Origin of the sequence: Streptococcus suis (genome assembly GCF_902702775.1) — a bacterium.
GTDB classification, from domain to species: domain Bacteria; phylum Bacillota; class Bacilli; order Lactobacillales; family Streptococcaceae; genus Streptococcus; species Streptococcus hashimotonensis.
The window spans coordinates 583188-608241 of sequence record NZ_LR738724.1 but is presented as its reverse complement, the minus strand read 5'-3'; the positions used below and the strand labels follow the sequence as shown (position 1 = coordinate 608241).

Below are 25054 nucleotides of genomic sequence, written 5' to 3'. Positions count from 1 at the left end.
AAATATTTTTTACTTTCTTATTCTTGTTTTGCAAATTCAATCAACATATTTTTTAATTCATTTCTATCTTTTTGGAGTAATCCATTGATAAATGAATTGACAATGTCCGACTGCTTATTTGTAACGCGACCCACAAATATTTTTTCATGAATCTGTTCGCTGACACGTTCTTCTGTTGATAATAATTCCTCGTAGAGTTTCTCGCCTGGTCTGATTCCAGATTCTACAATCCCGATTTCTTCCTCTGTGTGTCCACTTAACAAGATAACTTTTCTTGCCAATTCCAGGATTTGTACTGGCTCGCCCATATCCAAGACAAATATTTCTCCACCTTTTGCCAAATGTCCAGCTTGGATAACCAAACGACTTGCCTCAGGAATCGTCATGAAATAACGAGTCATCCTAAAGTCGGTAACCGTAACAGGTCCACCTTTTCTAATTTGCTCTTTGAATAGCGGAACAACACTTCCACGACTACCTAGAACATTCCCAAACCGGACTGCCGCAAATTGAGTCTGACCTGGCTCGTTTAAACCTGTAACAATCATTTCTGCAACACGTTTAGTCGCTCCCATGACATTTGGTGGATTAACAGCTTTATCTGTTGAAACCATAACAAATTTGGCAACCTTTGCAGTTTTAGCCGCCTCAGCCACATTCTTCGTTCCAAAAATATTATTCTTCACTGCTTCATGTGGATTATATTCCATCAAAGGAACATGCTTATGTGCTGCAGCATGATAAACAACATCGGGTTGATATTCAGCCATTATGCTAAAAATCAATTCTCTATCTTGAATATCTGCAATGAGAGGGACCAACTCAATCTTACCTTGGTACTTTTCCAGTAACTCTCGATGAATGAGATAGATTGAATTTTCTCCATGTCCAAGCAACAACAAGCGTTTAGGCGTAAACTTAGCAATTTGACGACATAGCTCTGAACCGATAGAGCCACCTGCTCCTGTGACAAGGATTGTTTTCCCTTTGAAAAACTGATTCAATTCATCCTGATCCAAAACAACCTCTGGTCGACCAAGAAGGTCTGCTACGTCAATTTCCTGAAAGGCACTGACAGACATGTTCCCCGCCATAATATCTTCAATGCTCGGCATATTATTGACGGTCACTCCTGTAGTATTACAGATCTCAACAATCTTCTCTCGCTCCTTACCATTTAAGGAAGGGATGGCAATCGTCACTTGGTCAACAGCTAATTCTTCTACCAATCGTGGAATATCATTACGGTTTCCTAAAACTTTAGCGGTACGGATAAATGTTCCAAGTTTATTTGGATCACGATCAACAATACCGACAATTTCAAAATTCAATTTTCGATCTTTGACAGTATTGATAAAAATATTACCACCATCTCCAGCACCTACTACTAAGATTCTTAGTGGGCTATCCTTCTTACGAATGGCATTTTTTCTCGTCTCATGTAAAACTTTCCAAACAATCCTTGGGGTAATGAGCATTACAAATGACAAAAATAAGGACACCAAGATGAAGCGATAACTAAAAGCCTGCCACAACACCATTGAAATAATTAAAAACAATGAATGCGCAGATATTAAACTAAGTCCTATTTTTACATAACTCTGATACCCTGTGTAACGCGTAATTAATGAAAAGACTTTTAATCTAAACGATAGAATCAAATAAAAAATTGATACGAATAAAACTGCAAGAATAAATCGTTCATCTGGTATGTCAATAATAACATCCAAAAACAGCCTGCTCAAAATCATGGAAACTATAAGAAGACACGTATCCATGCACATTAGTATCAATCGTTTACTGTTGCGCTCTAACAGTTTATCGGTAACAGTTCCTAAATCCATTTTTCTCTCCACAATCTAGAGTAACCAGTTTAAATCGCCTGGTTTTTTAATAGCATAAGAGGATTCTTTTTCAGCAACGCTTTCGCTTTATCTTTGCCAAATTCCTCTGTTATTAACTTATAAGCCTCCCTCATAAACGGAAGTCTGCTAGATAAATTATGCATATCACTGGCAACACAATGTACTAAATCCTGCTCTAAAAAATACCGAGTGCGTTTTTTAAATTCTTTTGCTCGATCGCCAATTAAAGCGGGCTTCAACACATGATTACTATTTACCTGAGTATAGCATCCCTTGTCAATTAGCTCTTCTACTCTCTCTACATGAAACGCTAGGGCATCATATCGTTCTATATGGGCAAGTACGGGAGTTAGCCCAAGTAACGTCACTTCATTCACTGCTTCTTGAATCTCTTTCCAAGGAGTATTCATACTAAATTCCAAGAGAATATAGCGCGAGCCATTAAGTGTTGGTACTTTCTTTTTTTCAAGTTTGCTTAAGATATCTTTACTATAATACAATTCAGCACCATAGCACAATCGTATTTCAGGATAAACTTCTGCTACTGCTTCTTTAAGTTGAAGAAAGTTAGTCATGATAACTTTTTCTGGTGTTTCAAACATCCCTTTTCTTCTATGAGATGTCGCTACGATATAGCGAACACCTTGACGATAAGCTTCGCCTATCAAACTCAGGCTCTCTTCAATAGTTTTTGGTCCGTCATCCACACCAAATATGATATGCGAATGAATATCAATCATACTAATACCTACTTATCAAACTTATATTATCTGAGAAATTAGGCTTTTTTGCCGTAATTTCCGTAGTTTCCGTATTCACCATACTTCTCAGTGGCAATATCATATTTGTTCAAGATAACGCCTAAGAACGGTGTGCCTGTTTGATCCAACTGCTCTTTTACTTTTTTCAAAGATGAGCGCTTAACATTGCCTGCTTCTGCTACCAGCACCATCGCATCACATTTCTGTGCAATGATAGCTGCATCAATTACCAGTCCTAATGGGGGACAGTCAACGATAACATAATCATAATAGCGACGAAGAGTCGCAAGTAAATTTTCAAAATTCTTACTTTGTAACAGGGCAGTAGGATTAGGTGAAACCTTTCCTGACTCAATGACGGTCAAGTTTGGAATATCTGTATCGCATAATCCCTGAGACAAATCTGTTGTCCCTGCTAGGTAATCCGTCAAGCCTGTAATCTTTGTAATTGGCTTGAAGAAACCAGACATGACTGAATTTCGGATATCTGCATCCACCAAAACGGTCTTATAACCTGAACGAGCATAGGCAATAGCGAGACTAGCCGCAGTTGTACTCTTACCTTCATTCGATTGAACAGAGGTAATGCCAACAACCTTAATATCCGCTCCGCTAAGCTGAATGTTGGTACGGATGGCATTGAAATATTCTTCTGTCTTATTTACCAATTCTTTTTTAGTACGTGCAATTTCTAACGTTGCCATATTGTTCTCCTATTTCAATTTCTTCGAATCTGGTACTACACCAAGCAAGGTCAAGCCCATTACCTCTTCAATATCCTGAGGGCGTTTGACACGGTCATCCAAAACCTCCATGACCAGTACAAGACCTGTTGCCAAGATACCACCAGCTAATAAGCCGAGTATGATATTTCGTTTTGTATTTGGAGTGGTTGGTTCTTCCGCTGGGACTGCTTCTTCAAGTGTTGTCACATCACTTACCTTGGTGACCTCAACAATCTTTTGCGCCGCAAAGGTACGAAGACTATTTGCAATACGTGCCGCTTCATTTGGATCCGCATCACGCACGGAGATAGAAACGATACGAGTATCGACAGGGATAGAAACTGAAACCTTTTCTTTTAAGTTCTCGTTCAAGTTCAACTCTGTAGCTACCTGCGTCAGTACATCTTGTGATAGGATAATTTCCTTATAGTCTTTTACTAAATAAGAACCAGCTTGTAAATCCTGATTTGTTAATCCCGCACCGGCTTCAACATTTTGACTCACTACATAGATACGGGTAGTAGAGTCATATTGTGGAGTTACCAGAAAACTGCTATAAACAAATGCCAGCCCTGCTCCTAATACTGCAGTTACTAGAATAAAGAATTTTTTTCTCCAGATTGTTTTCAATAATGACAATACATCAATTTCGATTGTATTTGATTCTTGATTATTCATGTTTTCTCCTATTTTTTAATTTCCATCCAATACTGACTGAATCGCTGCCTTTGCTTGCTCCAGACTGTCTTGGTTAATTTCCATCATATAAAGTTGTGATCCAGGCATCGCATAAGAAGATAAATCTGAGCGTCCTGTTCCTGTCAATGCTTGTGACTCTACTGTAAATTGTGTTCCTGACTCTAATTGGGTATTTACCAAGCCCATAATCGTTTCTAAGCTCAAATCTGTTTGGATAGATCCTTCCAAACCTGTTAGAATAGCTTGATAATTCGCTAGATTATCTGGTGAACTCAATTTTTTTATGAGGGCTGCAATGACTTTTTCTTGGTTTTGACCGCGATCATTATCACCATTAGCCAACGAATACCGCTCACGAACAAAGATTAGCGCTTGCTCTGCATCTAGATGCACTGTCCCAACAGGGAAATTATACCCTCCGCTTGTAAATTCTTGGGTATTTTCAACATCAATACCACCAACCAAATCAATCAACTGTAAGAAGGAAGTAAAGTTGAGGCGGATATAGTTACTAATGTCAATACCATAAAGATTTTCTAAGGTGTGCACTGAGGCGTTAACACCATAAATCCCAGCATGTGTTAGTTTATCGTATTGATTTTGCCCACCATCTGCGATAGCAACGTATGAATCTCGTGGAGTAGTTGTCAATAAAATCTTATGTGTCGCACGATTGACAGTCATAATGATATTGACATCTGAACGCGAAACAGATGAAATTGGACCGTAGGTATCAATACCACTAATATAGATATTAAAACTGTCTCCACTCACCTGCTCAGTAGCTGTTTCAACAGTCTGAGTCACTTTGAAACTATATATTTTTTTCACTTTTGAAGAAAAGTCTGGATCTTCATTTTCTAAAATATTGGTAAAAACTCCGTTGAAGACCATCGCTTGACTCTCACCATTCAACATAGATTGATATGCTGTCAGGTAAGAGGTTGTGGGGCTAGTTGCTAGTTGAGTAGATTCCATTTTGGATATGTCATCCAACAAAGCGGTGATGTTATCTTGGTCGTATTCGGCTGGAGCAAGAATACTAGTAAGCTGACGAACGTCCGTAATATCACTATTTGCTGGGACAAGGATGCTCATTTCATATTCTGAAAATGTCGAATTTGAATTTAGTCGTGTTGAAAATTTTACAACTTCTTGCATACCATAGATTCCAACAGACGTGATGACCAGTGAAAAAACAAGTAAGAGCGCTGTAAAGACACGCGCTTTCTTACGCCACATCAATAATCCAGTCAATACTGCCACTCCTACTAGCAAAAGTGTCACAATATAGTTTAAATACCGGAAATCTAGGATGTTATAGCGATACATGGTCACTAAAAACAAACATAGAGTAATGGCGTAAAGCCCCAAAAGCGCAAAATTTACCAATTTGAGCTTGGACGACTTCCTTCGCCCGCTTCTCTTTTTCATAAACAACCTTCCTTTTACTTATAACTTACCCATTATATCATAGAAATTAATATTTTCCTACCCTTCTTTAGTGCTGGAAAACGTTATCTTGTTCATAATTTCACATTTTGATTGATCGGATGAAGGTCAGTTGGTTTGCCGTTGATTCGGAAGCACAATATTCAAAGCCATCCACCTTAAAATCTTGAATGTCCGATAATTTCTGAATATTGTTCTTAGCCAACCAGGACAGCAATCTTCCTCTACCTTTTTTTGATATAGTCGAGTGAACTTTTAGCTGACCTGCTTTTTCTTCCATGAAAAGAATTTTAACTAATCTTTTCTGAATCTGTGGAGAAAATACCTGCTCAAATTCTGACGAAGCCAATGAGAGAATCAGTTCATCATCACCAACTTCTTGGTCATAATACGGTCGCCAGTACTGTTTCAAAGATTGATTGCCTATCTTTAAGCTCCCTTGAAAATCTAAGCGGTGAGGTGAAATGAATTCAAAAGGATGAATCAATCCGTATAAGGCTGTCGCAACACGAACGTGGTCACGTAGGTAATTTTCTTCTTTCGAACCTATACCTCGCCTATCCATATAACGATACATGAGACCATCATATAACTGCCAGGCTGGATAGGTTTTTGCTTGACCTGTCCTGATTCGATGCCAACGATCAGCTTCTAACTCAGCCTTTTCTTCATTCAATTTATAAAAGGCTGCCATCTTTTTTACATCAAATTGACTTATGGCATCCAGCACCGGCTTGCTTCGATCAGACAGGGGATAAAACGAGGCATTCTCTAGATTTGTATTTACTTCTTTTGCATTAGGTATAATTATTTTCATCACTTAATTATACCATATAGTAGCTTAATTCCTGAGCCTCAACCCCATTATTCATATATTGTATTTCTGCAACTTTTCCTATATACTAGCTAGTAACATAGTCTATAAAAAAGGGGGCTTAGATGAAAAAATATCAAGTTATCATCCAAGATATTTTGACTGGAATAGAGGAACACCGATTCAAACGTGGAGAGAAATTACCTTCTATCCGTCAACTCAGCGAGCAATACCATTGTAGCAAAGACACTGTCCAAAAGGCTATGTTGGAATTAAAGTACCAAAATAAAATCTACGCTGTCGAAAAAAGCGGTTATTATATCTTAGAAGATAGAGATTTCCAAGACCATACTGTAGAGCTCAATCCTGCAGACTTTCAAGAATTACCCTATGAAGATTTTCGGATTTGTCTAAACGAAAGTCTTATTGGGCGGGAAAATTACCTATTCAACTACTACCACCAGCAAGAGGGATTGGCAGAATTGATTTCCTCCGTTCAAAGTCTGTTAATGGACTATCATGTCTATACAAAAAAAGACCAGCTGGTTATCACAGCTGGTAGTCAACAAGCTCTATATATTCTCACACAAATGGAAACCTTGGCTGGAAAAACGGAAATCTTGATAGAGAACCCTACCTACTCACGAATGATCGAGCTCATTCGACATCAAGGAATCCCCTATCAAACAATTGAACGGGATTTAGATGGAATTGACCTAGAAGAATTGGAAAGTATCTTCCAAACTGGAAAAATTAAGTTTTTCTACACAATTCCTCGCTTGCACAACCCTCTCGGTTCAACTTATGATATAGCAACAAAAACAGCCATCGTAAAATTAGCAAAGCAATACGATGTCTACATCATTGAGGATGACTATTTGGCAGATTTCGACTCTAGTCATAGCCTACCTTTACACTATCTTGATACAGATAATCGTGTCATCTACATAAAATCTTTTACACCGACACTCTTTCCTGCCCTCCGAATCGGTGCAATCAGCCTTCCTAATCAGCTACGTGATTCCTTCATCAAACATAAGAGTCTAATCGACTACGATACCAATCTTATCATGCAAAAAGCTCTCTCACTCTACATTGATAACGGTATGTTTGCACGGAACACACAGCATCTTCATCATATTTATCACGCTCAGTGGAATAAAATAAAAGATTGTTTAGAGAAATACGCTTTGAATATCCCATATCGAATTTCCAAAGGGAGCGTGACCTTTCAGCTAAGCAAGGGGATTCTTTCGCCTAGCGTCCAACACATGTTTGGAAAGTGTTATTATTTCAGCGGACAGAATGCTGATTTCTTACAGATCTTCTTTGAACAAGATTTTGCAGATAAGCTGGAGCAACTTGTGAGATATTTGAATGAGTGAAATCTAATAACCTCATGCAAATAATCCCCCTCGAACTTAAAAGACGAGGGGGATTATTCTATAATGGAAATTACATCCCAAAATTGTTATACTCTTCGAAAATCAAAATTATCCGTTGTCAAGAGCCTTGATGAGTGAAAAGCTCCAGTGGAGGTTTTCAGCCTGTTACCTTGAAATAAGATAGTAACAGAGTTCTATCTTCGACTTCGTTTCCTAGGCTACTTTTGATTTTCATTGAGTATTACTCTGTGAATCACGCTTTCACTTCATAGCCCATCAAAAGTCCGCCTTCTTCAGCATAAAAACTGCATAGACCTGATGTTGCAACTTCGTCAATAACAGCCATTGGAAAACTTGCTTTTACCAACTCTGAGAATTGTTGGAAAAACTTGGCATTATTGCGGTGGGCCATGACAATTCGACCACCATCATAGCCTGCTTTTTTCATTTCTTCAAAGGCTGCTGTCACAGATTTCTTATGACCACGCGCCTTTTGAAGCAACTCTAATTTTCCTTCAGCACTTGCCTCACCAACCATACGGATATTGAGAAGACCAACGACAGTGCCTACCAATTTGCTCAGCCTTCCATTCTTAACAAGATTATCAACCTTCGCTAAAACAAAGAGAAGCTTACTGTGTTCCCGATAGTGAGTTATCGCTTCTACTACTTGTGGAAAATCTAATCCTGAACCAATTAAGCGATTGATTTCATCTACAAGTAAATCCATCTCCCCACTGGCTGACAAACTATCTATCAAATGGATATTGACATTCGGATGCTCTTCGATATACATATCCCTAGCTACACGTGCCGCATTAAAACTCCCCGATAGCCCACCTGTAATCGTCACAACGATAATGTTCTCAGCTCCCTCAAAAGCTGCCTGATAAGCCTGCGGACTTGGACACGCCGACCCAGCTGCAGCCTTAGATGCCTCCATCACCTCCATCATGTGATCAATATCCAAGCTTGCATCATCAACAAATGCTTGTTCTCCAACCTGGATGGTAAGTGGCACACTAATAAATTCCCTATCCGGAGCTAGATTATCTAATTGACGATAGTCACAGCCCGAATCTGCAACAATTTTCCATTTTGACATAATATTCTCATTTCCAATTTTACTTTTTTATTTGACAATAAATCTCTATTTACTTACAATTATATCATTAAACTACCCCATCTGAAAGCATTTTCTTTCAGATGTGACACTCGGAAAAGGAAAACTATGGCAGGTCGTAAAATTTCACCCCAATCTTTGAAAAACCTCTATCAATCAAATAAAGAAGCGAATCAACTGACTAAGGAATCAATAGAAACTGCTCTGCTATTTCTCCTAGAGAAAAAGGAGCTCAAGCAAATTTCGGTATCTGAATTGGTTCGTAAAGCGGGAGTTTCTCGCAACGCTTTCTATCGCAATTATAAGTCAAAAGAAGAAATTTTAGAGATTTATTACGAACGGACTTCCAGCAACCTCAAAAAGAAATGGCATGATTTGCAGGATAAGGTTCAAAAGGACGGCGTCAAGCAAAGCTTTGCAGATTTTGTCCACGAACAAAAACGCAAGGCAGAGCAAAGCAAAACCCTGTCCAACGTTAGTCAATGGATCAAGGAAAAAACAAAACGGGATTAAAAGTCCCGTTTTTTGCTGTCTTCTATTTTTTACCCAATTTTCTCGTCTTTTTGAGGGCAGCAGCGACTGCCTTGATGATGGCGTAACGGAAGCCTTCTTTTTCAAGAGCTACCACGCCTGCGATGGTCGAACCGCCTGGCGAAGTCACTTCCTGTCTCAGTTGGGCTGGGTGCTTGTCGCTGTTCAAGACCATTTGGGCGGTACCTGTTAGGGTTTGAGCTGCAAGAACTTTGGCGTCTTGAGCCGTCAGCCCGTTCTGCACACCAGCATCCGTCAAGGCCTCAATCATCTGATAGACAAAGGCTGGACCGCAGCCTGCGATAGCCGTCGCTGCGTCAATTAGGCTCTCTGGCACCTGTTGGACCTTGCCTGATTTTTCTAGGATTTGTTCCAATAGCGGAGCGAGCTCTGGATTGACCAAGCTATAGGTTGTCATGCCTTGGCCGATAGCGACAGGTGTATTGGGCATAATCCGGATGAGTTTATCTGCCGACACAAATTCTGCCAGGCTATCAATGGTCACTCCCGCTGCCATGGAAATCCAAATAGCTGACGGATTCTGGCTAATCTGGTCCTGTAAGCCTGACAAAACGGACTGAATTAGGTGAGGCTTGACCCCAAGGAAAATGACCTCGGCCTGCTCTGCTATTTCCCCATTAGAAAAAAGCTGACCGCCCACCTTCTCTTGAAGAGCCTGGGCTTTTGCTGGGTTGTGGTTGCTGAGGAGGAGCTGGGTGTCTGGTTGCTGGCTGACCGCTTGGGCCAGGGCCGCTCCCATGTTGCCCAGTCCGATAAATCCAATCTTCATCTTGTCCTCCTAGCGAATATGGCCGTCGCCTGTGATGATGTACTTGTAGGTGGTCATCTCACGCAGGCCCATAGGACCACGGGCGTGCATCTTCTGGGTGGAAATGCCCAGCTCGCAGCCCAGACCGAACTCGCCTCCGTCTGTGAATCGGGTCGAGGCATTGACATAGACGGCTGCCGAGTCCACATGGAGTGTGAAAAGGTCAGCCGTCTGGCTGTTTTCCGTCACAATGGCCTCGCTGTGCCCTGTCGAGTGTTGGGCGATGTGGCTGACAGCCTCTTCTACACTTGAAACGACTTTGACAGCCAAGATATAGTCCAAAAATTCTGTGTCAAAATCTTGGTCGCCTGCTGGTGTTGCTTGATTGAGAAAAGCCTGGGCCTGACTGTCAGCACGTAATTCCACCTGACCAGCCAGAGCTTCTTCCAAGCGTGGTAGGAATTGGCTGGCGATGGCTTCGTGAACTAGCAAGACTTCCGCCGCATTGCAGACTGAGGGACGACTGGTTTTAGCATTAACCACAATCCGCAAGGCCTTGTTCAAGTCCGCATCCTTATCCACATAGACATGGCAGATACCAGTGCCTGTTTCGATAACTGGCACAGTCGCATTTTCTACAACAGCTTGAATGAGTCCTGCACCGCCACGTGGCACCAACAAGTCAATCTTTCCTTTGGCAGTCATCAACTCCGTCGCAGAGGCACGGCTGGTATCTTGGACCAACTCAATGACCTTTGGAGAAAGACCAGCCTCTTCCAAACCAGCCTTGAGGGCTGTGACAATGGCCTGAGCCGAATGAAAGGCTTCCTTGCCACCACGTAAAATGACTGCGTTTCCGCTCTTGATTGCCAAGGCTGCAGCGTCTGAAGTCACATTTGGACGACTTTCATAAATCATTCCCACCAAGCCAAAGGGAATGGATTTCTTGCGAATGTTCAAGCCATCTGCCCGAGTGAATTCTTCCAAGACCAGTCCAACAGGATCTGGCAAGCCAATCAAGGCACGAATGCCGTCTGCCATAGCTTCAATCCGCTCAGCTGTCAGGAGCAAACGGTCCTGCATGACTTGGCTAATCTTGCCTTGGGCATTCTCCATATCAATGGCATTGCCAGCTAAAATTACCTCAGTCTGAGCAACCAACTGGTCTGCCATAGCTGACAGGGCCTGGTTTTTCTGTTCGGTTGTTGCAAGGTTGATAGAGGCCTTGTGAGTCAATAAACTATCTAATAATGCTTGTGTTGTTGTCATAAATTTCTCCTTTTTAGTCTTTCAGTTTGCTCGTTCGTCAACATAATCAAGACAAACTGAACAACTATAAGCTCACCCAATCGTTGCGGTGAATCAACACGCCCTCTGCTCTGCCATTTGCCAACTGGTCCTGCAAGTCTTTGGAGGACAGTTTAACCCGCCCTTTACCAATCAAACGATGGTCTGCTTGACTATAAACCTCTACGACCTGCCCCACTTCAAAGTCACCTTCGAGGGCTTTGACACCAGTAGCTAACAAACTGCGCCCCTGGTGCAACATAGCATCAACTGCTCCTGCATCCACTTCAACCGCCGCGTCTGTCCGAGCATAGAAGGCCATCCACTGCTTACGTTGGTTCATGGCATGGTCATCTGCTAAAAAGAGTGTGCCACGGTTGGCTTGGGTGACCGCCTGTAAGAGAGCAGTATCCTCTTTTGAAGAGCAGATAAAGACGGGCACTCCTGACTTGGTCGCAATCTGTGCCGCTTGCAATTTTGTGGTCATGCCACCTGTTCCGTTAGACGAGCCTGCTCCTGCTGCCATGGCAAACAAATCTTCCGTAATTTCCTTGATTTCAGGCAAGTGCTGGGCTGTCGGATCACTGTTGGGATTGGCAGTGTAAAGTCCATCCACATCCGTCAAAAGCACCAAGAGGTCTGCTTTCAAGAGAGAAGCCACCTGGGCAGATAAAGTATCGTTATCCCCCACCTTAATCTCCTCAATAGCAATGGTATCATTTTCATTGATAATAGGAATAGCCCGTTGCTTGAGCAAGACCTGCAAGGCCTGAGAAGCATTCTGATAACGTCTGGCATCCGCAAAATCATCCTGGGTCAGCAAAATCTGCGCCGATACAATGCCGTCTTTCATTAGATTTTGCGTGTATTCCTCAATCAGCAACCCCTGACCCACAGCCGCAGAAGCCTGTTTCTCCGCAATCTTAGTCGGTCGCTTGTCAAATCCCAATCTCCGAAAACCAGCAGCAATGGACCCCGAAGTCACCAGCACAATCTGGTAGCCCTTCTGGTGCAACTGAGCCAGCTGATTGGTAATCCGAGCAATCTTAATACGGTCCAGACTGCCATTCTCTTGCGTCAGAGAACTTGTCCCAACCTTAAATACAATTGTTTTTTCTGTCATAATCTCTTCTCACAAAAACTAATATTTGGAAAATTATACCATATTTTAATCATAAAGAAAATCACTGTTATTCAGCAAGGAGAAAGGGAATATGAGCAGCATTAAAAACGCGCGAAACAAAAGGAAGCCTTGTGGCTCCCTTTCAACTTATTCAAAAAAATCTTGAATAGCTCCTTCTATTTCTTTCACATCCACACTTAGCATTGAATAATCTTTCTCAAAGAAGGACAGAATTTGCCGTCCATAGCGTTTGGTGTGAACACGCGGGTCCAAAACCAAGACTAGTGAATCTTGTTTGTCATGACGATTGGTACGCCCGATGGCCTGTTTGAGCTTAATCATCATCATAGGCAGGCTGTAATCATAAAATGGATTTTTCCCTTCTTCACGTAGATGGTGATTGATTTTCTGGACAAAACGGTCTTTGGGATTGTCGAATGGCAGCCTTGTAATGACCTGAATCAATTGGTCCTGGCTGGCAAAGTCAACTCCCTCCCAGAATACGCCTGTGCCGAGTAAAATTTGGCATTCCCCTCGTTCAAATTTGCGTTTGAGAGTCATTTCCTGTCCATGCTTGTGCTGGGCTAGGTGGGGAATGTTATTGTCTTCTAACAAATCCGACACCTGCAAGAGCAGAGAAATCGATGTGAACAAGACCAAAATCGGTCGTCCCAGCTCTGCTATTTCTCTTAAAGTAGTAGCCAAATAAGCTGCATGCTCCTCCTTGGTCCAAGCGAGGATGTCGGGGAGATGAGTCGGAAAAAGCAGCTGCTGGTTGGTCACAGTTTGAGTCGGTATCAAATCCAAGGTGACCTGCTCAAAGCCCAGCAGATCCGCCAGACTGACCTTTTTGCTGATGGTCAAGGTGGCGCTGATGCAGAAAATCTTGGTATCAGGCAGGTAGCTGGTCGCATTTAGGAGGCTGTCCTTGGAGCCCCGCAAATAGGCAAGCCGCTTTTCTTCTAAATTTTTCTCCTCCAACCAAAAGGTATCGTAATAGTCTATGAGCTGATGCAAGTCGTGCAAATCAACATCTCCAAGCTCCACCAGGTTCTGACCAAGTTGATGAAGTTCAACCTTTTGAACCTCTCGTTGACCATGCTGACGAAAACGACTCAAAAAATGGTTGAGTTCAAACTGGCAAGACTCATACAAGCGTTGGTCCAAAATAGTCGTCGCTCTGTCCTTTTTACTTTGCAATACTTGTAACATACTTGTCAAATCTTGCGAAGCCGTCGCTAGATTTTCAGCAGCCAAGAGAAACTTTTGAGCTTCATCAATCACCACCAGACGCTTATCCATGAGAGGGTCTTGATCCTTAAGATGGTTGAGAAAATAAGCGTGGTTGGTAATGAGCAATCTACTAGAGAGAGCTTGTTGGTTCAACCGTTGCCAAAAATCCCAGCCCCAAAAAAGACTTTCAGTCTCCAATTTCCCATCGTGGGCAATCTCATCAAAGTAGGCTTGATAGCGTTGTTTCTGCTTGAGTTCGTCCAAATCGCCTGTGTGAGTTTCTGTCAGCCAGACCAGGACCTGCATCTTAAATTGATTGACCAGGCGATTATCATCCTGCCTTTGCAGGGTTCTCCAATAGCTGTCTAACTTGATAAAATGCTTGGGCGATTTTAGAGAGACAATTGGAATACGAAATATCTCTTTAAGCTTGCTCCCTTCCTTTTCCATAATCTGCTCTTGAAGGAGCTTGGTCGGTACGGTGACCAATAAAGGCTGGTCTGACTTAGCAAGTAAAGGCAAGAGATAACCGTAAGTCTTCCCCAAGCCTGCCTGTGCCTGTATAAAATGCACTTTTTCTTCGTCAGCCAAGCGTTTTTCTACTACTTGAGCGAAGGCTGTTTGTTTTTTGCGTTCATGCAAGCCGAGAAGGGCAATATTGGTCGAAAAATCTTCAGATAATCGGTAGGCCGACTTGATTTCTTCTGGCTTTTTCAAGACCAAGCCATGAATAGATTCTAAATCGTATGATAGGTTTTCTGACAGAACAGGCACCATTTCATCAATGACCAGACGGGATTCAAAGAGCAGATTGTCCGCCAAATCAAGAATCTTTTCAACAATAGACCTGGGTAAACTCTTTATTTTCTCTTGAATTTTGATGAACAAGCGCGCCGTAGCCATGGCATCTGATATGGCCGTGTGCGCCTGGTCCAAACCAAGTTCCAAATGCTCTGCAAGATTTCCCAAGCTGTATTTTTCAAAAGTCGGGAAAAATAGCTGTGATAATTCCACCGTATCTACACGTGGCGTCAACAGTTCATAGCCTTCAAAAAAGAGTGCTTCTGCCAAGAGATTGGCATCAAATTTGACATTATGTGCTACAAAAATAGCATCTCCAATCATGTCATAAATGGTACTTGCTACCTGACCAAAATCCGGAGCCTGACTTAGCTGTTGGTCTGTGATACCTGTCAGATTCTTGATATGGTCATCCAGTAGCTCATAGGGATTGATGTCCGTTGCGTAACTGTCAATGATTTCTCCATTTTCAACGAGAACAATCCCGATTTGAATGATTTTTGCATCGGTACCTGTACCAGTTGCTTCCAAATCTACAACGGCATACCGATTGCTTGTTCTTGTGTCTTTCATACTGTTCATTATAGCATATTCCCTCTCATGGAAAAAGCTCCAAACAAATTCCATGAAGAAGACGTGTTTTTTTGTTAGACTAGTAACATCAGTAACTGTTAGAAGAGGGAAAAAGAATGATTATTCACAAATCTGTCAATCCTGTCGCTTTTCAAAATACCTACTACCTTGAAAATGATACCCATCTGATTATCATTGACCCTGGGAGTGACTGGACAAAAATTCAAGCAACTATCGAAAAAATCGGAAAACCAATTTCGGCTATTCTCCTGACTCACACTCACTATGACCATATTATGAGCTTGGACATTCTGCGTGAGACCTACAATTTCCCACCTGTCTATGTGGCTGAAAGTGAAGCCAGCTGGCTCTATACACCAGAGATGAATCTATCAGGTCTACCTCGTCATGATGATATGGAAAATGTAGTCTGCCGACCTGCTGAAAAAATCTTCCAATACCAAGAAGACTACCAGTTTGACGGTTTTCATTTCAAGGTAGTTCCAACACCAGGTCACTCTATTGGTGGTGTTTCCTTTATCTTCACAGAGGATGAATGTGTCATCACTGGCGACGCACTTTTCCGCGAAACTGTGGGACGTACAGACCTGCCTACCAGCAACTTTGATGACCTGATTACTGGTATCAGAGAACACATCTTCACCCTGCCAAACCACTATACTGTCCATCCAGGTCACGGTCAAAACACCAGCGTTGGACATGAGAAAAATTTCAATCCATTTTTTAGAATGTAAAATAAGTACTGCCCAGTTCTGATTGAACCAGGCAGTTTTTTTATTATTATTCATCTAATGCATGTTCGGCTATGACAATTGTTTTTCCAGCTATTTCTTTGACCTCACCAGTTGGACAAAATCCAACTTTGGACCAAAAATGACTGGACTGAGGATTGCTTTCTACATAGCCTAGACGCACCTTTTTGAAGTAAGTTGCTAACTGAGATAGGAGCTCCGCTATGATCTTTGAGCCAAGACCCTGACCAGCCAATCTTGAATCCACCATAAAAAGTCCGATGTAGGCAATCTCTGCTGTCGGATAGCCGTCAATTAGGTCTAGGATGGCAACTAATCGCTCTTTGTCCCAGAATCCTAGAAAATATTTATCTGATAGCTCCTTACCTGACGGACAGTCGACAAGGTCATTTGCTAAACTTTCCAGACTAGGCAAGGGTGGAAAATGTTCAAAATAGAGAGGGTTGGTCTGGTAGAGTGCTAAGACCTGCTCCAAGTCGGCGTCTGCTAACTTTCGTACTTGATAACGATTTGAAAATTGACTAATCTTCATCCTCTTCGCTCCGACTAGGCTGCCCAATCGTTTCAAAACTTGCTCGACTATCAGCTACCAGATCCTCTTCTTCATAGGCATTGATAATCTGGGCAACAACTGGATGGCGAACCACATCCTTGGCTGAAAAATGTACGAAATCAATCTGTGGTATTTTGCTTAGTTTCTCCGTCGCATCAATCAGACCTGACTTAACCTTGCGTGGCAGGTCAATCTGACTAATATCCCCATTGACAATCATCTTGGAATTAAAGCCAAGACGGGTCAGGAACATCTTCATCTGCATAATGGTGGTATTCTGCGCCTCATCCAAGATGACAAAGGCGTCTTCCAAGGTCCGACCCCGCATATAGGCCAGCGGGGCAATCTCGATGATTTCCCGCTCCATTAGGCGCGTGGTCTGCTCCTTGCCCAAAATCTGGTAGAGGGCATCATAGACAGGACGCAAATAGGGGTCTACTTTTTCTTTTAAGTCCCCTGGCAAAAAGCCTAAACTTTCGCCTGCTTCTACCGCAGGACGTGTCAGAACAATCCGCTTGACCTGTCCCCGCTTGAGAGCTGTTACAGCTAGAGTAACCGCCAAGAAGGTCTTACCTGTACCAGCAGGACCGATTCCAAACACGATGTCATGACGCTTTACGCTGTCCACGTAGAGTTTTTGTCCAAGAGTCTTTACGCGAATGGGTTTGCCATAGTTGTCCTTGATAATCTCTTCTTCATAGAGGGCAACGAATTTCTCAATCTCATCATTTTTTGCCATGGAAATAGCTGTGACTACATCTGGCGTATTGATAACCAAACCACGACTCACCAAGACAAGAAGAGACTGGATAACAAGACGCGCTTGTTCTACATGTTCTTCCTGTCCAATCACCTGCACTTTTTCCGTACGGGCATGAATAACCACACCTAGTTCCTGTTCCATCAATCTCAGATGGCGTTCATTCGAACCAAATAGACTAAACGAATCATCTGGATGCTTGAGTTGAATATCAATTGAATGTTCTAGCAAGAGTTGCTCCTTTTCCTGTGCTTTTCTCTATTATAACAAAAATAGCCCAAACAAGGCTGTTTTGTACTATTTTATCCATCAATGTCCCAAATAATCTTCCCAAATCGCATCAAAATCAGACATGGAAAATGCAAAGCTGGCCGATTCCTCCAAAAAACGACTGACTTCATCAAAATTATCTGATTGCTTAGGAAAATCAGATTCATCAAAGGCATAATCTGCCAAGATAGCTACTGGTTCATTACTTTTCGGGTTGCGCTGGGTCATCAACCAAGAATAAAAACTTCTTCTCACTACATCTACTTTCTATGATTTTTTTCGTAGAGCTCTATATAGCGCTCCATAGACATCTTACTAACCAATTCCCCTATCAATTCATAAGGAATATTCTTGGGATTTTTCATGCGAACACAGGACTTGCCCATATCCAGTTTGGTAGGCACCTGTGCTTGATAAGCAGCAACGAACCAATCATTCAATTCTTGGTCCATATAGATTCCCATGTGGTAGAGGGCGATGTGTGCCTTTTGTGATGCCAAGGCAAGGAAAGGCAGTGGCTCTCCTGGTGTGCAATGATAACCATCAGGGTAGGCAGTAAGCGGCACATAATAGTTAATCATACCTCCCAAGATGCCTACTTCAAAACCAGCTGGTAACTGTTCCACAATCACTTGATGGAGCCGTTCAACCGCTTCCTTCCGATTCTCAGGCAAGGCAGCCATATATTCTTCAATCGTTTCCACTTCAATCAGCATGACTTTCTCCTATCTCAACCCCAGCATACTTTCCTTGGCGTGAACCATGTCTGTTATCATCTGACAGTATGGCGTAGGGATGCCTGCTCGCTTGCCTTTGAATACAACTGCTCCATTCAGATAATCAATTTCTGTCTTTCGACCATGTTGGACCAAATCCTGATGCATAGATGGATAGTGATTGGAAGCCTTCTTCGAAGCATCAATAACATATTTCCAAATAGCTTCTTCGTCAATTCCATCTGCCTCAGACTTAGCAACAGCAATAAATTCTTTGAAAATCCCCTGTACTAGATTCAGTCCAGCCTCCGTACCAAATAATTCACCAATTGTACAATCTAAAATGGTACAAGTTGGATTCATCACACCATTGACACAGGCTTTCTGCCAAATAGCACTGACAACATGATTGTCATAGGTCACATTTAGTCCAGCTTCATTCAGCATTTCAATAATATCCGCAACTGATTGCTCATCACCAAGAATATGCTGAACGGACATAGAACCCGGACCTTCTAAGTGAGCATGTCCAGGACCCTTTAGTCCCGCCAACCACATGGTCACCCCAACCATGATACTTTCATCTGGCACGTACCGACGCATGGTCGTCGCATGCCCCAAACCATTCAAGAGACTCAAAACCTTGGTAGTTGGACCGATAATCGGCTTAATATCCCGCAACATCTTTGGCAACTGAACAGCCTTTGTCAATAGAATGATAAAATCTGCTTCTCTCGTTGCTTCGGTCGGTTTCATGATAGGTAAGTGTACAGTTTCCTCTACATCTCCAGTCACTTTCAAGCCGTTTTCTCGAATCGCTTCGATATGCTCTTCCCAATTATCCAACAAAATCACTTCATGATTTGTCTTAGACAATTGATAACCAAACCGACACCCCATTGCCCCACTACCAGCAATATAAACTAGCATAGAAGCCCCCTACACCAACTCTGTTCCCAAAGAATCCTGTTTAATTTTCCCAGCCTTCATCAGACCACCAAGAGCTTTTTTGAATTGCCCTTTGGAAATACCAAAGGTGGCCTTGATGTCTTCCGGAGCAGACTTATCGTTCAAGGTCATGAAACCTCCATTGCTTTCCAGATAAGTCAATATCATCTGGGCATCATTTTCCAGCATCTCAAATGAACGTGGCTTGAGAGACAAGTTCAAGGTCCGATCAACTGCACGGTAGCCGATGACACGCGCCTCTAAAACCTGACCCAAACGTGGTTCCGCAAAGCGTTCGCTCGGATGGATAAAACCAAGCATATTGTTGTCTGGCAAATAAACAAAAGTACCATTCATTTTCAAACGATAGACAATCGCTCGCAGATTTTGGTTTTGCATATTGTCATAGGCAGGTCCAGCCATTTTCTGAAAATCTTCCTGAAAAGCTGGCAGAGCCCAAATGCGGTCCTTCTTATCGACGTCTAATTTGACGTACAACTGATCCCCTTTTTTCGGCCAGAGTTCCTTGATTTCAGGCAAAATGTCTAAGGAAACAACCACTTGCTTGTCTGGCAGACCTGTATCCACAAAGACACCCAAATCCTTACGTACCTCTGTGACAGTTCCCCAACCAAAGCTGGTACGACTCGCCCCAACTTCCTTAGTTGTCAAACGGAGTTTTTGTTTCATATCGGTATAGGCAAATCCCTTAACAGATTGACCTAGACTATGTTCTCCTTCATCCTTAGAAAGAGCAAAGGTTCTACCCTCTTTTTGGACAAAGTAAAACTGATCGTTTTCGTCAGTCACTAAACCAACGATATACTGTGCTAATAAATCATTCATGATTTTCTTCTTTCTGATTAAAAAGTGGGGAAAGTCTTGTCTAACTCCCCCCATTAGATTTCTTATTGGTTCACCACTGGAAGTTAGACAGCCCGGTGATGATCTGTTTTTGTAGCCTAAAAACGTGTTGATTAAACTTCCAACAATTCTTTTTCTTTGTCGGCAGTCATTTTATCAATTGTCTTGATAGCATCATCTGTTACTTTTTGAATATCTTTTTCAAGTGACTTCAATTCGTCTTCAGTGATTTCTTTTGCTTTTTCAGCTTTTTTTGCTTCATCCATGGCATCACGACGGATATTGCGGATAGCAACTTTTGAATTTTCGCCAACTTTTTTCACATCCTTCGCCAAGTTCTTACGAGTTTCCTCTGTAAGGGCAGGAATAACCAAACGGATAACAGTACCATCAGATTGAGGCGTCAAACCAAGATCTGAAGCGTTCAAAGCACGCTCAATATCCTTCAAGATTGACTTATCAAACGGAGTAATCAATAGAACACGCGCTTCTGGCACTGTAATACCAGCCAACTGGTTCAATGGTGTTGGAGAACCGTAGTACTCAACGGAAATACGGTCCAACAAACTAGCATTGGCACGGCCAGCACGAATGTGGCTAAATTCACGTGCCAAACTCTGATGAGATTGATTCATGCGCTCTTGCGCTTTAGCAATAATTTCTTTAGACATAAGACTTCCTTCTTTGTATTTTTTTACAGTTTTTTAGTTTACTTTTAGTACTAGGCAACGAGCCACAGGCATAACTGAAGTTAGGTAAGGCGAGTTCAAATGAGGCTGGGCAAAAAGCCCAGGACCACTACTCAGAGTTCGTGTCAACATCTCAGCGCAGTGGTTGATTGGCAGATTTGTTCGTGTTTTGCACTCCAAATCTGGCCATTACGACTGTTGCGAACAAAGTTCGCTTCATCTCCAACCTCCAAAGGTTCCCCGAACCTTTGGAGCTATGCGGGGGTGGGAGTGAAACAGTCTGGGGATAGACTGTTTCAGCTCAACAACTTAAAACGAAAAATTGTTGACGAACTCTTTTTATCTTGGTCGAGTTCTTTCCCACTCCCGTTTGAAGTTGGAAATAAGGAAACAATATTTCCTCGATCGTCGAAGTACATAAAAGAAAAACTAAATGACGATATGATTTATTTTTCTTCTGAAGAATTTGAAACGGTAGTACCGATTGGCTCACCGAAGACAACACGTTTAATATTTCCTGGTTCATTCATATTGAACACGACCAAATCAATATCATTGTCCATTGAGAGAGTTGATGCCGTCGCATCCATGATTTTCAAACCACGACTAATCACTTCACGGTGGGTCAATTCATTGAATTTAACTGCATTAGCATCTTTCTTCGGATCAGCATTGTAGACGCCATCCACACCATTTTTAGCCATCAAAATCGCATCCGCTTCAATTTCTGCAGCACGAAGAGCTGCTGTCGTATCCGTTGAGAAGTACGGAGAACCAATACCAGCTCCAAAAATAACAATGCGACCTTTTTCAAGATGACGAAGAGCACGACCACGAATATAAGGCTCTGCAACTGACTGCATCGCAATCGCTGTCTGCACACGTGTATCCACACCAAGCTGTTTAAGGGAATCAGCCATTACAAGAGCATTCATAACAGTCCCCAACATGCCTGTATAGTCTGCTTGAACTCGATCCATACCCGCTTCAGCAGCAGGTTCTCCACGCCAAAGGTTACCACCACCAATAACAAGGGCAATCTGAATACCTGATTCTGCGACTTCCTGAATTTCCTTTGCCATTTCCTGAACAGTTTTAAGGTCAATACCGACACCACGTTCACCAGCCAAGGCCTCACCAGATAGTTTGATTAGAATACGTTCGTATTTAGGTTTCATCATCTCTCTCCTCTTTTTTATCCCTACTATTCTACCACAAAAACCGTTTTTTTTATACTGAAATCTCCAAGAAAAAAGGAAAATCCTCAACGAACTTTCCTTCTCACATTCTAAAACGCCTCTTTTTCCCAACTTTTCAATAGTAGAAAATAGAGATTTTTAAAACAAACTAGCCTAGGCGCAATTTCCTCCGTAAACTCTGAGCCCGACTTCCAATTAAACGATCTAGCTGACGAGTCTTCAATGTCAAGATGACAAAAACAAGCACACCTGCTCCACCTGCAACAGCCAAGTGGATAAAGCTAGATACATAGCCATTTGCTGGAAGGATAAGATTCAGGACAAATTCAATCCCCCATACAACGATCCCCATTACGATAGAAATCCAACTAATGGTCGCAATATCTTTTATCACTAGTCTTTCATCAATATGCAGAACCTTGTCAATTCGTCTATAGAAGAGATACAGCATAATTCCCAACCCAAATATCGTTGAGATAAAGCTACCATATACCTTAAAGACATAGATCATTGGTACTTGTAAAACGATTTTCACTAGCATTCCAATCAAGAAATAATAAATCGCTCTTCTATTTTCAAATATCGCTTGAATGACTACACTAATGACAGAATATAGTCCCAGAGGTAAAATTAAAAATAAGTTCCAAATGAATAGAGTAATGGCGATAGGCTCTGACGGTCCGTAAAAAATCGTATAGAGTGGCCCAGCTAACAGGACTGTTCCAACAATTGCCGGTATAGTGAATATAAAGAGTAATTGTAGATTATCCGCCACTAAATGAGACGCCGCCTTCAAATCTTTCTTGACAAATTTCTCTGTAATCAATGGAATAGCAACACTTCCCAGACTCAGTGAAATCCCGATAATCATCATCGTAATCTTACTTGGATTGGCAGCCATATACGAATAAAGTTCCAAAAGTTCCGAATTACTGTAATTCGTAATTCTTTCCATAACACGAATAAATGTGACTTGGTCAATAAACTGCAATAATTGAATCGTTAGACCTAAAATGATAATTGGAATCGCATCTCGAACAGTTTCCTTAATAAGTTGACCTGTATCCAAAGAAATCTTTTGTTTCTTAGCATGAAGCAACTTACCAAGGTAACCTTGCTTCCATAAAGTATAAACTAAAATCCCAACACTAGCAATCATCCCGACAAAAGCTGCAAAGGTAGATTGGACAACTGCTTCAAGATAGTCACCGCTACCCAACTTCATAATCATAAATGTTGCTGCCAGTATCCAGATAACCCGTACCAGCTGCTCTGCAAGCTGGCTGATCGCATAAGGCTTCATATCGTGCCGACCTTGGAAAAAACCACGCAAAATACTCATGGCTGGGAAGATAAAGAGAGGCGGGACTAGACTATACATGACTGGAAGTAACTTTTCCTTCGCCCCCGATGCGTCTGCCAACCACGGAGCACTTAGATACATGACCCCTGCAAAGACAGTTCCAAAGACCAACATGAGCTTGAAGAATTCTCTGACCAAGTAGAGCGACACCTCTTCTTTACCCAAGACATTGTATTTAGCTACTTGTTTGGCAATAGCTGTCGGAAGACCAGCTGTTGAAATCAATAAGAAGTTGGCATAGATTTGATACCCCATACTAAAGAGGGCATTGGCTTCAGCTCGATATTCCCCTAACCAAATATACCAGGGAATAACATAGGCAACACCAAGCAGGCGACTAAGAATATTTCCAGCAGTTAACCAAGCCAAGCCTCTGGCCATTGTCGCCTGTTCTTTGGACTGCTGCATTTCAACTTTTTCGGACATTTTTCTATTACTTTCTATGTAAATATAAGACAGGAAAAACTCATACTCTTCGAAAATCAAAATCAGACGTTGTTGACTTGATTTGATGAACTTCAGTTCTATCTGCATCTACGTCGCCTAGTCTAATTCTGATTTTCATTGAGTATCAATTATTAATTTCTATTTTTGGATTTTCACAAAGTCTAACTCTTTCATTATAAACTTTTATCATACCAAAGTAAAAGAAAAACCCACCTATAAGGTAGGCAAGTCAATTAATTATCAATTGAATGATATTTCACTGTCAACCCTCGTTGTACAGCTGGGCGTTGGGCTATTTTCTCTACCCAGGACTTTAGATGCTTGTAAGAATCAACATCTAAAAATTCTGCTGAACCTGGATATAGTTTTCCTTGAACCAAGCGACCATACCAAGACCAGATAGCAATATCTGCGATGGTATAGGTATTTCCAGCTATATATTCTCTTGTCGCCAATAGTTGATCTAAAAGATCCAGCTGACGCTTAGTTTCCATTGTATAGCGATTAATCGGATATTCTTGCGCTGTCGGAGCGTAATGGAAGAAATGTCCAAATCCTCCACCAACAAATGGAGCGGCGCCAGTTTGCCAGAAGAGCCAATTAAGAACCTCTGTCCGCTCTGCCCATGATTTTGGCAAAAAGGCTTCAAACTTTTCTGCCAAGTAGAGGAGAATATTGGCTGATTCAAAGACCGAAATCGGTTCTTGCTCGGAATAATCTACCATAGCTGGTATTTTGGAGTTGGGGTTGATGGCAACAAAATCGGAGCCAAATTGATCTCCTTGACCGATATTGATGAGAAAGAGGTCATAATCAGCTTCCGAAATACCTAACTCTTTCAACTCCTCCAACATAATAGCAACCTTAATGCCATTCGGAGTCCCCAATGAATAGACTTGGAAAGACTTCTCTCCCTTTGGTAGGTCTTGCTCAAAGCGACTGCCCGCTGTTGGACGGTTGCCAGATCGGTTGTCATTTTCATCTTCCCACTTCCAAACGAGTGGTTTTGTATATTCTGTCATGTTTTCTCCTATTTTACCTTTCCTGGAAAAAGACTGGCATAGCGATAATGGTTTTGAACCTCTTGAAGGTAATGGGCTAGTTGCACCAATTCCTTAGGCGCTCGGCAAGTCAGAGCTGTTAACTCTGCATTGATAAAGCGACTTAAGTGTCCTGCCAGTATATAGAGATTTTCCTCCTTGTCCAGCTGACCTGCTACCTCCAATATTTTTTCACGCAGGGCTTCTGAAAATGCTTCCTGCGGAAGGTTGTAGGCTGCAGAAAGGTATTTATAAAGCTCTTCTTTCTCTGCTACTTTCATCGGATAACTC

25 protein-coding genes are annotated in these 25054 nt (G+C 41.9%); 3 read left to right on the top strand and 22 right to left on the bottom strand.

Annotated features, from left to right (window positions below):
• Positions 1–17 precede the first annotated feature (17 nt).
• The 6 genes from GPW69_RS03135 to yaaA form a co-directional block, all read right to left on the bottom strand.
• Entirely contained in the window at positions 18–1844 is a 1827-nt protein-coding gene (locus GPW69_RS03135; protein ID WP_074391508.1) for a polysaccharide biosynthesis protein, read from the bottom strand.
• A 29-nt stretch (positions 1845–1873) separates the two neighbouring features.
• Entirely contained in the window at positions 1874–2605 is a 732-nt protein-coding gene (gene cps4B / locus GPW69_RS03130) for a capsular polysaccharide biosynthesis protein Cps4B (RefSeq protein WP_074391509.1), read from the bottom strand.
• A 38-nt stretch (positions 2606–2643) separates the two neighbouring features.
• Positions 2644–3330 (bottom strand): tyrosine-protein kinase, encoded by a 687-nt coding sequence (locus tag GPW69_RS03125; protein ID WP_024384936.1) that lies wholly within the window; start codon positions 3328–3330, stop codon positions 2644–2646.
• Positions 3331–3339: 9 nt separating this feature from the next.
• A complete protein-coding gene (locus GPW69_RS03120; protein ID WP_044679677.1) occupies positions 3340–4029 on the bottom strand; it encodes a YveK family protein in 690 nt (229 codons plus the stop codon).
• Positions 4030–4044: 15 nt separating this feature from the next.
• Positions 4045–5484 (bottom strand): LCP family glycopolymer transferase CpsA, encoded by a 1440-nt coding sequence (cpsA, locus tag GPW69_RS03115; protein WP_074391510.1) that lies wholly within the window; start codon positions 5482–5484, stop codon positions 4045–4047.
• Between the two features lie 100 nt (positions 5485–5584).
• Entirely contained in the window at positions 5585–6319 is a 735-nt protein-coding gene (yaaA, locus tag GPW69_RS03110) for a peroxide stress protein YaaA (protein ID WP_044693618.1), read from the bottom strand.
• A 122-nt stretch (positions 6320–6441) separates the two neighbouring features.
• Here yaaA and GPW69_RS03105 point away from each other — a divergent pair, with 122 nt between their 5' ends.
• Complete coding sequence (locus GPW69_RS03105; protein WP_044679680.1) at positions 6442–7701, top strand: aminotransferase-like domain-containing protein; 1260 nt, start codon at positions 6442–6444, stop codon at positions 7699–7701.
• 253 nt (positions 7702–7954) lie between these two features.
• Here the strand turns inward: GPW69_RS03105 and GPW69_RS03100 are convergent, their stop codons facing one another.
• A complete protein-coding gene (locus tag GPW69_RS03100) occupies positions 7955–8806 on the bottom strand; it encodes a DegV family protein (protein ID WP_074391511.1) in 852 nt (283 codons plus the stop codon).
• A gap of 126 nt (positions 8807–8932) precedes the next feature.
• Between GPW69_RS03100 and GPW69_RS10845 the strand changes: the two genes are divergently transcribed.
• Complete coding sequence (locus GPW69_RS10845; RefSeq protein WP_014736032.1) at positions 8933–9337, top strand: TetR/AcrR family transcriptional regulator; 405 nt, start codon at positions 8933–8935, stop codon at positions 9335–9337.
• Between the two features lie 22 nt (positions 9338–9359).
• Here GPW69_RS10845 and proC read toward each other — a convergent pair whose 3' ends face one another.
• From proC to GPW69_RS03075, 4 genes are all read right to left on the bottom strand, one after another.
• A complete protein-coding gene (gene proC, locus GPW69_RS03090; protein ID WP_074391512.1) occupies positions 9360–10145 on the bottom strand; it encodes a pyrroline-5-carboxylate reductase in 786 nt (261 codons plus the stop codon).
• Positions 10146–10154: 9 nt separating this feature from the next.
• Positions 10155–11393, bottom strand: a complete 1239-nt coding sequence (locus tag GPW69_RS03085; protein WP_074391513.1) for a glutamate-5-semialdehyde dehydrogenase — start codon at positions 11391–11393, stop codon at positions 10155–10157.
• Positions 11394–11457: 64 nt separating this feature from the next.
• On the bottom strand, positions 11458–12534 hold the full coding sequence (gene proB, locus GPW69_RS03080; RefSeq protein WP_024393632.1) for a glutamate 5-kinase: 1077 nt from the start codon (positions 12532–12534) through the stop codon (positions 11458–11460).
• Between the two features lie 147 nt (positions 12535–12681).
• Positions 12682–15150 carry a bifunctional DnaQ family exonuclease/ATP-dependent helicase gene (locus GPW69_RS03075; protein WP_032513004.1) on the bottom strand — a complete coding sequence of 823 codons (2469 nt, stop codon included), beginning with the start codon at positions 15148–15150 and terminating at the stop codon, positions 12682–12684.
• Between the two features lie 107 nt (positions 15151–15257).
• Here GPW69_RS03075 and GPW69_RS03070 point away from each other — a divergent pair, with 107 nt between their 5' ends.
• Positions 15258–15896: an MBL fold metallo-hydrolase gene (locus tag GPW69_RS03070; protein ID WP_024384946.1), complete on the top strand. Its 639-nt coding sequence runs from the start codon at positions 15258–15260 to the stop codon at positions 15894–15896.
• A 46-nt stretch (positions 15897–15942) separates the two neighbouring features.
• Here the strand turns inward: GPW69_RS03070 and GPW69_RS03065 are convergent, their stop codons facing one another.
• The 11 genes from GPW69_RS03065 to GPW69_RS03005 form a co-directional block, all read right to left on the bottom strand.
• Positions 15943–16446 carry a GNAT family N-acetyltransferase gene (locus tag GPW69_RS03065; RefSeq protein ID WP_024384947.1) on the bottom strand — a complete coding sequence of 168 codons (504 nt, stop codon included), beginning with the start codon at positions 16444–16446 and terminating at the stop codon, positions 15943–15945.
• A complete protein-coding gene (locus GPW69_RS03060) occupies positions 16436–17458 on the bottom strand; it encodes a PhoH family protein (protein ID WP_024384948.1) in 1023 nt (340 codons plus the stop codon). The genes GPW69_RS03065 and GPW69_RS03060 overlap by 11 nt, the downstream gene beginning before the upstream one ends.
• Before the next feature lie 78 nt (positions 17459–17536).
• Positions 17537–17752 carry a YozE family protein gene (locus tag GPW69_RS03055; protein WP_009910192.1) on the bottom strand — a complete coding sequence of 72 codons (216 nt, stop codon included), beginning with the start codon at positions 17750–17752 and terminating at the stop codon, positions 17537–17539.
• Positions 17753–17757: 5 nt separating this feature from the next.
• Positions 17758–18213 carry a DUF1801 domain-containing protein gene (locus GPW69_RS03050; protein ID WP_023369741.1) on the bottom strand — a complete coding sequence of 152 codons (456 nt, stop codon included), beginning with the start codon at positions 18211–18213 and terminating at the stop codon, positions 17758–17760.
• 9 nt (positions 18214–18222) lie between these two features.
• Positions 18223–19143 (bottom strand): 2-dehydropantoate 2-reductase, encoded by a 921-nt coding sequence (locus GPW69_RS03045; RefSeq protein ID WP_074391514.1) that lies wholly within the window; start codon positions 19141–19143, stop codon positions 18223–18225.
• Between the two features lie 9 nt (positions 19144–19152).
• Positions 19153–20007, bottom strand: a complete 855-nt coding sequence (gene cvfB, locus GPW69_RS03040; protein WP_024384950.1) for an RNA-binding virulence regulatory protein CvfB — start codon at positions 20005–20007, stop codon at positions 19153–19155.
• Positions 20008–20138: 131 nt separating this feature from the next.
• Entirely contained in the window at positions 20139–20696 is a 558-nt protein-coding gene (gene frr / locus GPW69_RS03035; protein ID WP_024384951.1) for a ribosome recycling factor, read from the bottom strand.
• 464 nt (positions 20697–21160) lie between these two features.
• Complete coding sequence (pyrH, locus tag GPW69_RS03025) at positions 21161–21895, bottom strand: UMP kinase (RefSeq protein WP_015445263.1); 735 nt, start codon at positions 21893–21895, stop codon at positions 21161–21163.
• 166 nt (positions 21896–22061) lie between these two features.
• The gene (locus GPW69_RS03020; protein WP_074391515.1) at positions 22062–23702 is read right to left on the bottom strand and encodes a putative polysaccharide biosynthesis protein; all 1641 of its coding nucleotides are present in this window, start codon (positions 23700–23702) and stop codon (positions 22062–22064) included.
• A 254-nt stretch (positions 23703–23956) separates the two neighbouring features.
• Positions 23957–24745: a glutathione-dependent disulfide-bond oxidoreductase gene (yghU, locus tag GPW69_RS03010; RefSeq protein WP_074391516.1), complete on the bottom strand. Its 789-nt coding sequence runs from the start codon at positions 24743–24745 to the stop codon at positions 23957–23959.
• 8 nt (positions 24746–24753) lie between these two features.
• Positions 24754–25044 carry a hypothetical protein gene (locus GPW69_RS03005; protein ID WP_012775208.1) on the bottom strand — a complete coding sequence of 97 codons (291 nt, stop codon included), beginning with the start codon at positions 25042–25044 and terminating at the stop codon, positions 24754–24756.
• Between the last annotated feature and the right edge of the window lie 10 nt (positions 25045–25054).

What these genes read in the sequence shown, in the direction of transcription:
- GPW69_RS03135 (WP_074391508.1), bottom strand. Translation starts at nt 1,844, where the DNA reads ATGGATTTAGGAACTGTTACCGATAAACTGTTAGAGCGCAACAGTAAA.
- cps4B (WP_074391509.1), bottom strand. Translation starts at nt 2,605, where the DNA reads ATGATTGATATTCATTCGCATATCATATTTGGTGTGGATGACGGACCA.
- GPW69_RS03125 (WP_024384936.1), bottom strand. Translation starts at nt 3,330, where the DNA reads ATGGCAACGTTAGAAATTGCACGTACTAAAAAAGAATTGGTAAATAAG.
- GPW69_RS03120 (WP_044679677.1), bottom strand. Translation starts at nt 4,029, where the DNA reads ATGAATAATCAAGAATCAAATACAATCGAAATTGATGTATTGTCATTA.
- cpsA (WP_074391510.1), bottom strand. Translation starts at nt 5,484, where the DNA reads ATGAAAAAGAGAAGCGGGCGAAGGAAGTCGTCCAAGCTCAAATTGGTA.
- yaaA (WP_044693618.1), bottom strand. Translation starts at nt 6,319, where the DNA reads ATGAAAATAATTATACCTAATGCAAAAGAAGTAAATACAAATCTAGAG.
- GPW69_RS03105 (WP_044679680.1), top strand. Translation starts at nt 6,442, where the DNA reads ATGAAAAAATATCAAGTTATCATCCAAGATATTTTGACTGGAATAGAG.
- GPW69_RS03100 (WP_074391511.1), bottom strand. Translation starts at nt 8,806, where the DNA reads ATGTCAAAATGGAAAATTGTTGCAGATTCGGGCTGTGACTATCGTCAA.
- GPW69_RS10845 (WP_014736032.1), top strand. Translation starts at nt 8,933, where the DNA reads ATGGCAGGTCGTAAAATTTCACCCCAATCTTTGAAAAACCTCTATCAA.
- proC (WP_074391512.1), bottom strand. Translation starts at nt 10,145, where the DNA reads ATGAAGATTGGATTTATCGGACTGGGCAACATGGGAGCGGCCCTGGCC.
- GPW69_RS03085 (WP_074391513.1), bottom strand. Translation starts at nt 11,393, where the DNA reads ATGACAACAACACAAGCATTATTAGATAGTTTATTGACTCACAAGGCC.
- proB (WP_024393632.1), bottom strand. Translation starts at nt 12,534, where the DNA reads ATGACAGAAAAAACAATTGTATTTAAGGTTGGGACAAGTTCTCTGACG.
- GPW69_RS03075 (WP_032513004.1), bottom strand. Translation starts at nt 15,150, where the DNA reads ATGAACAGTATGAAAGACACAAGAACAAGCAATCGGTATGCCGTTGTA.
- GPW69_RS03070 (WP_024384946.1), top strand. Translation starts at nt 15,258, where the DNA reads ATGATTATTCACAAATCTGTCAATCCTGTCGCTTTTCAAAATACCTAC.
- GPW69_RS03065 (WP_024384947.1), bottom strand. Translation starts at nt 16,446, where the DNA reads ATGAAGATTAGTCAATTTTCAAATCGTTATCAAGTACGAAAGTTAGCA.
- GPW69_RS03050 (WP_023369741.1), bottom strand. Translation starts at nt 18,213, where the DNA reads ATGCTGATTGAAGTGGAAACGATTGAAGAATATATGGCTGCCTTGCCT.
- GPW69_RS03045 (WP_074391514.1), bottom strand. Translation starts at nt 19,143, where the DNA reads ATGCTAGTTTATATTGCTGGTAGTGGGGCAATGGGGTGTCGGTTTGGT.
- cvfB (WP_024384950.1), bottom strand. Translation starts at nt 20,007, where the DNA reads ATGAATGATTTATTAGCACAGTATATCGTTGGTTTAGTGACTGACGAA.
- frr (WP_024384951.1), bottom strand. Translation starts at nt 20,696, where the DNA reads ATGTCTAAAGAAATTATTGCTAAAGCGCAAGAGCGCATGAATCAATCT.
- pyrH (WP_015445263.1), bottom strand. Translation starts at nt 21,895, where the DNA reads ATGATGAAACCTAAATACGAACGTATTCTAATCAAACTATCTGGTGAG.
- GPW69_RS03020 (WP_074391515.1), bottom strand. Translation starts at nt 23,702, where the DNA reads ATGTCCGAAAAAGTTGAAATGCAGCAGTCCAAAGAACAGGCGACAATG.
- yghU (WP_074391516.1), bottom strand. Translation starts at nt 24,745, where the DNA reads ATGACAGAATATACAAAACCACTCGTTTGGAAGTGGGAAGATGAAAAT.
- GPW69_RS03005 (WP_012775208.1), bottom strand. Translation starts at nt 25,044, where the DNA reads ATGAAAGTAGCAGAGAAAGAAGAGCTTTATAAATACCTTTCTGCAGCC.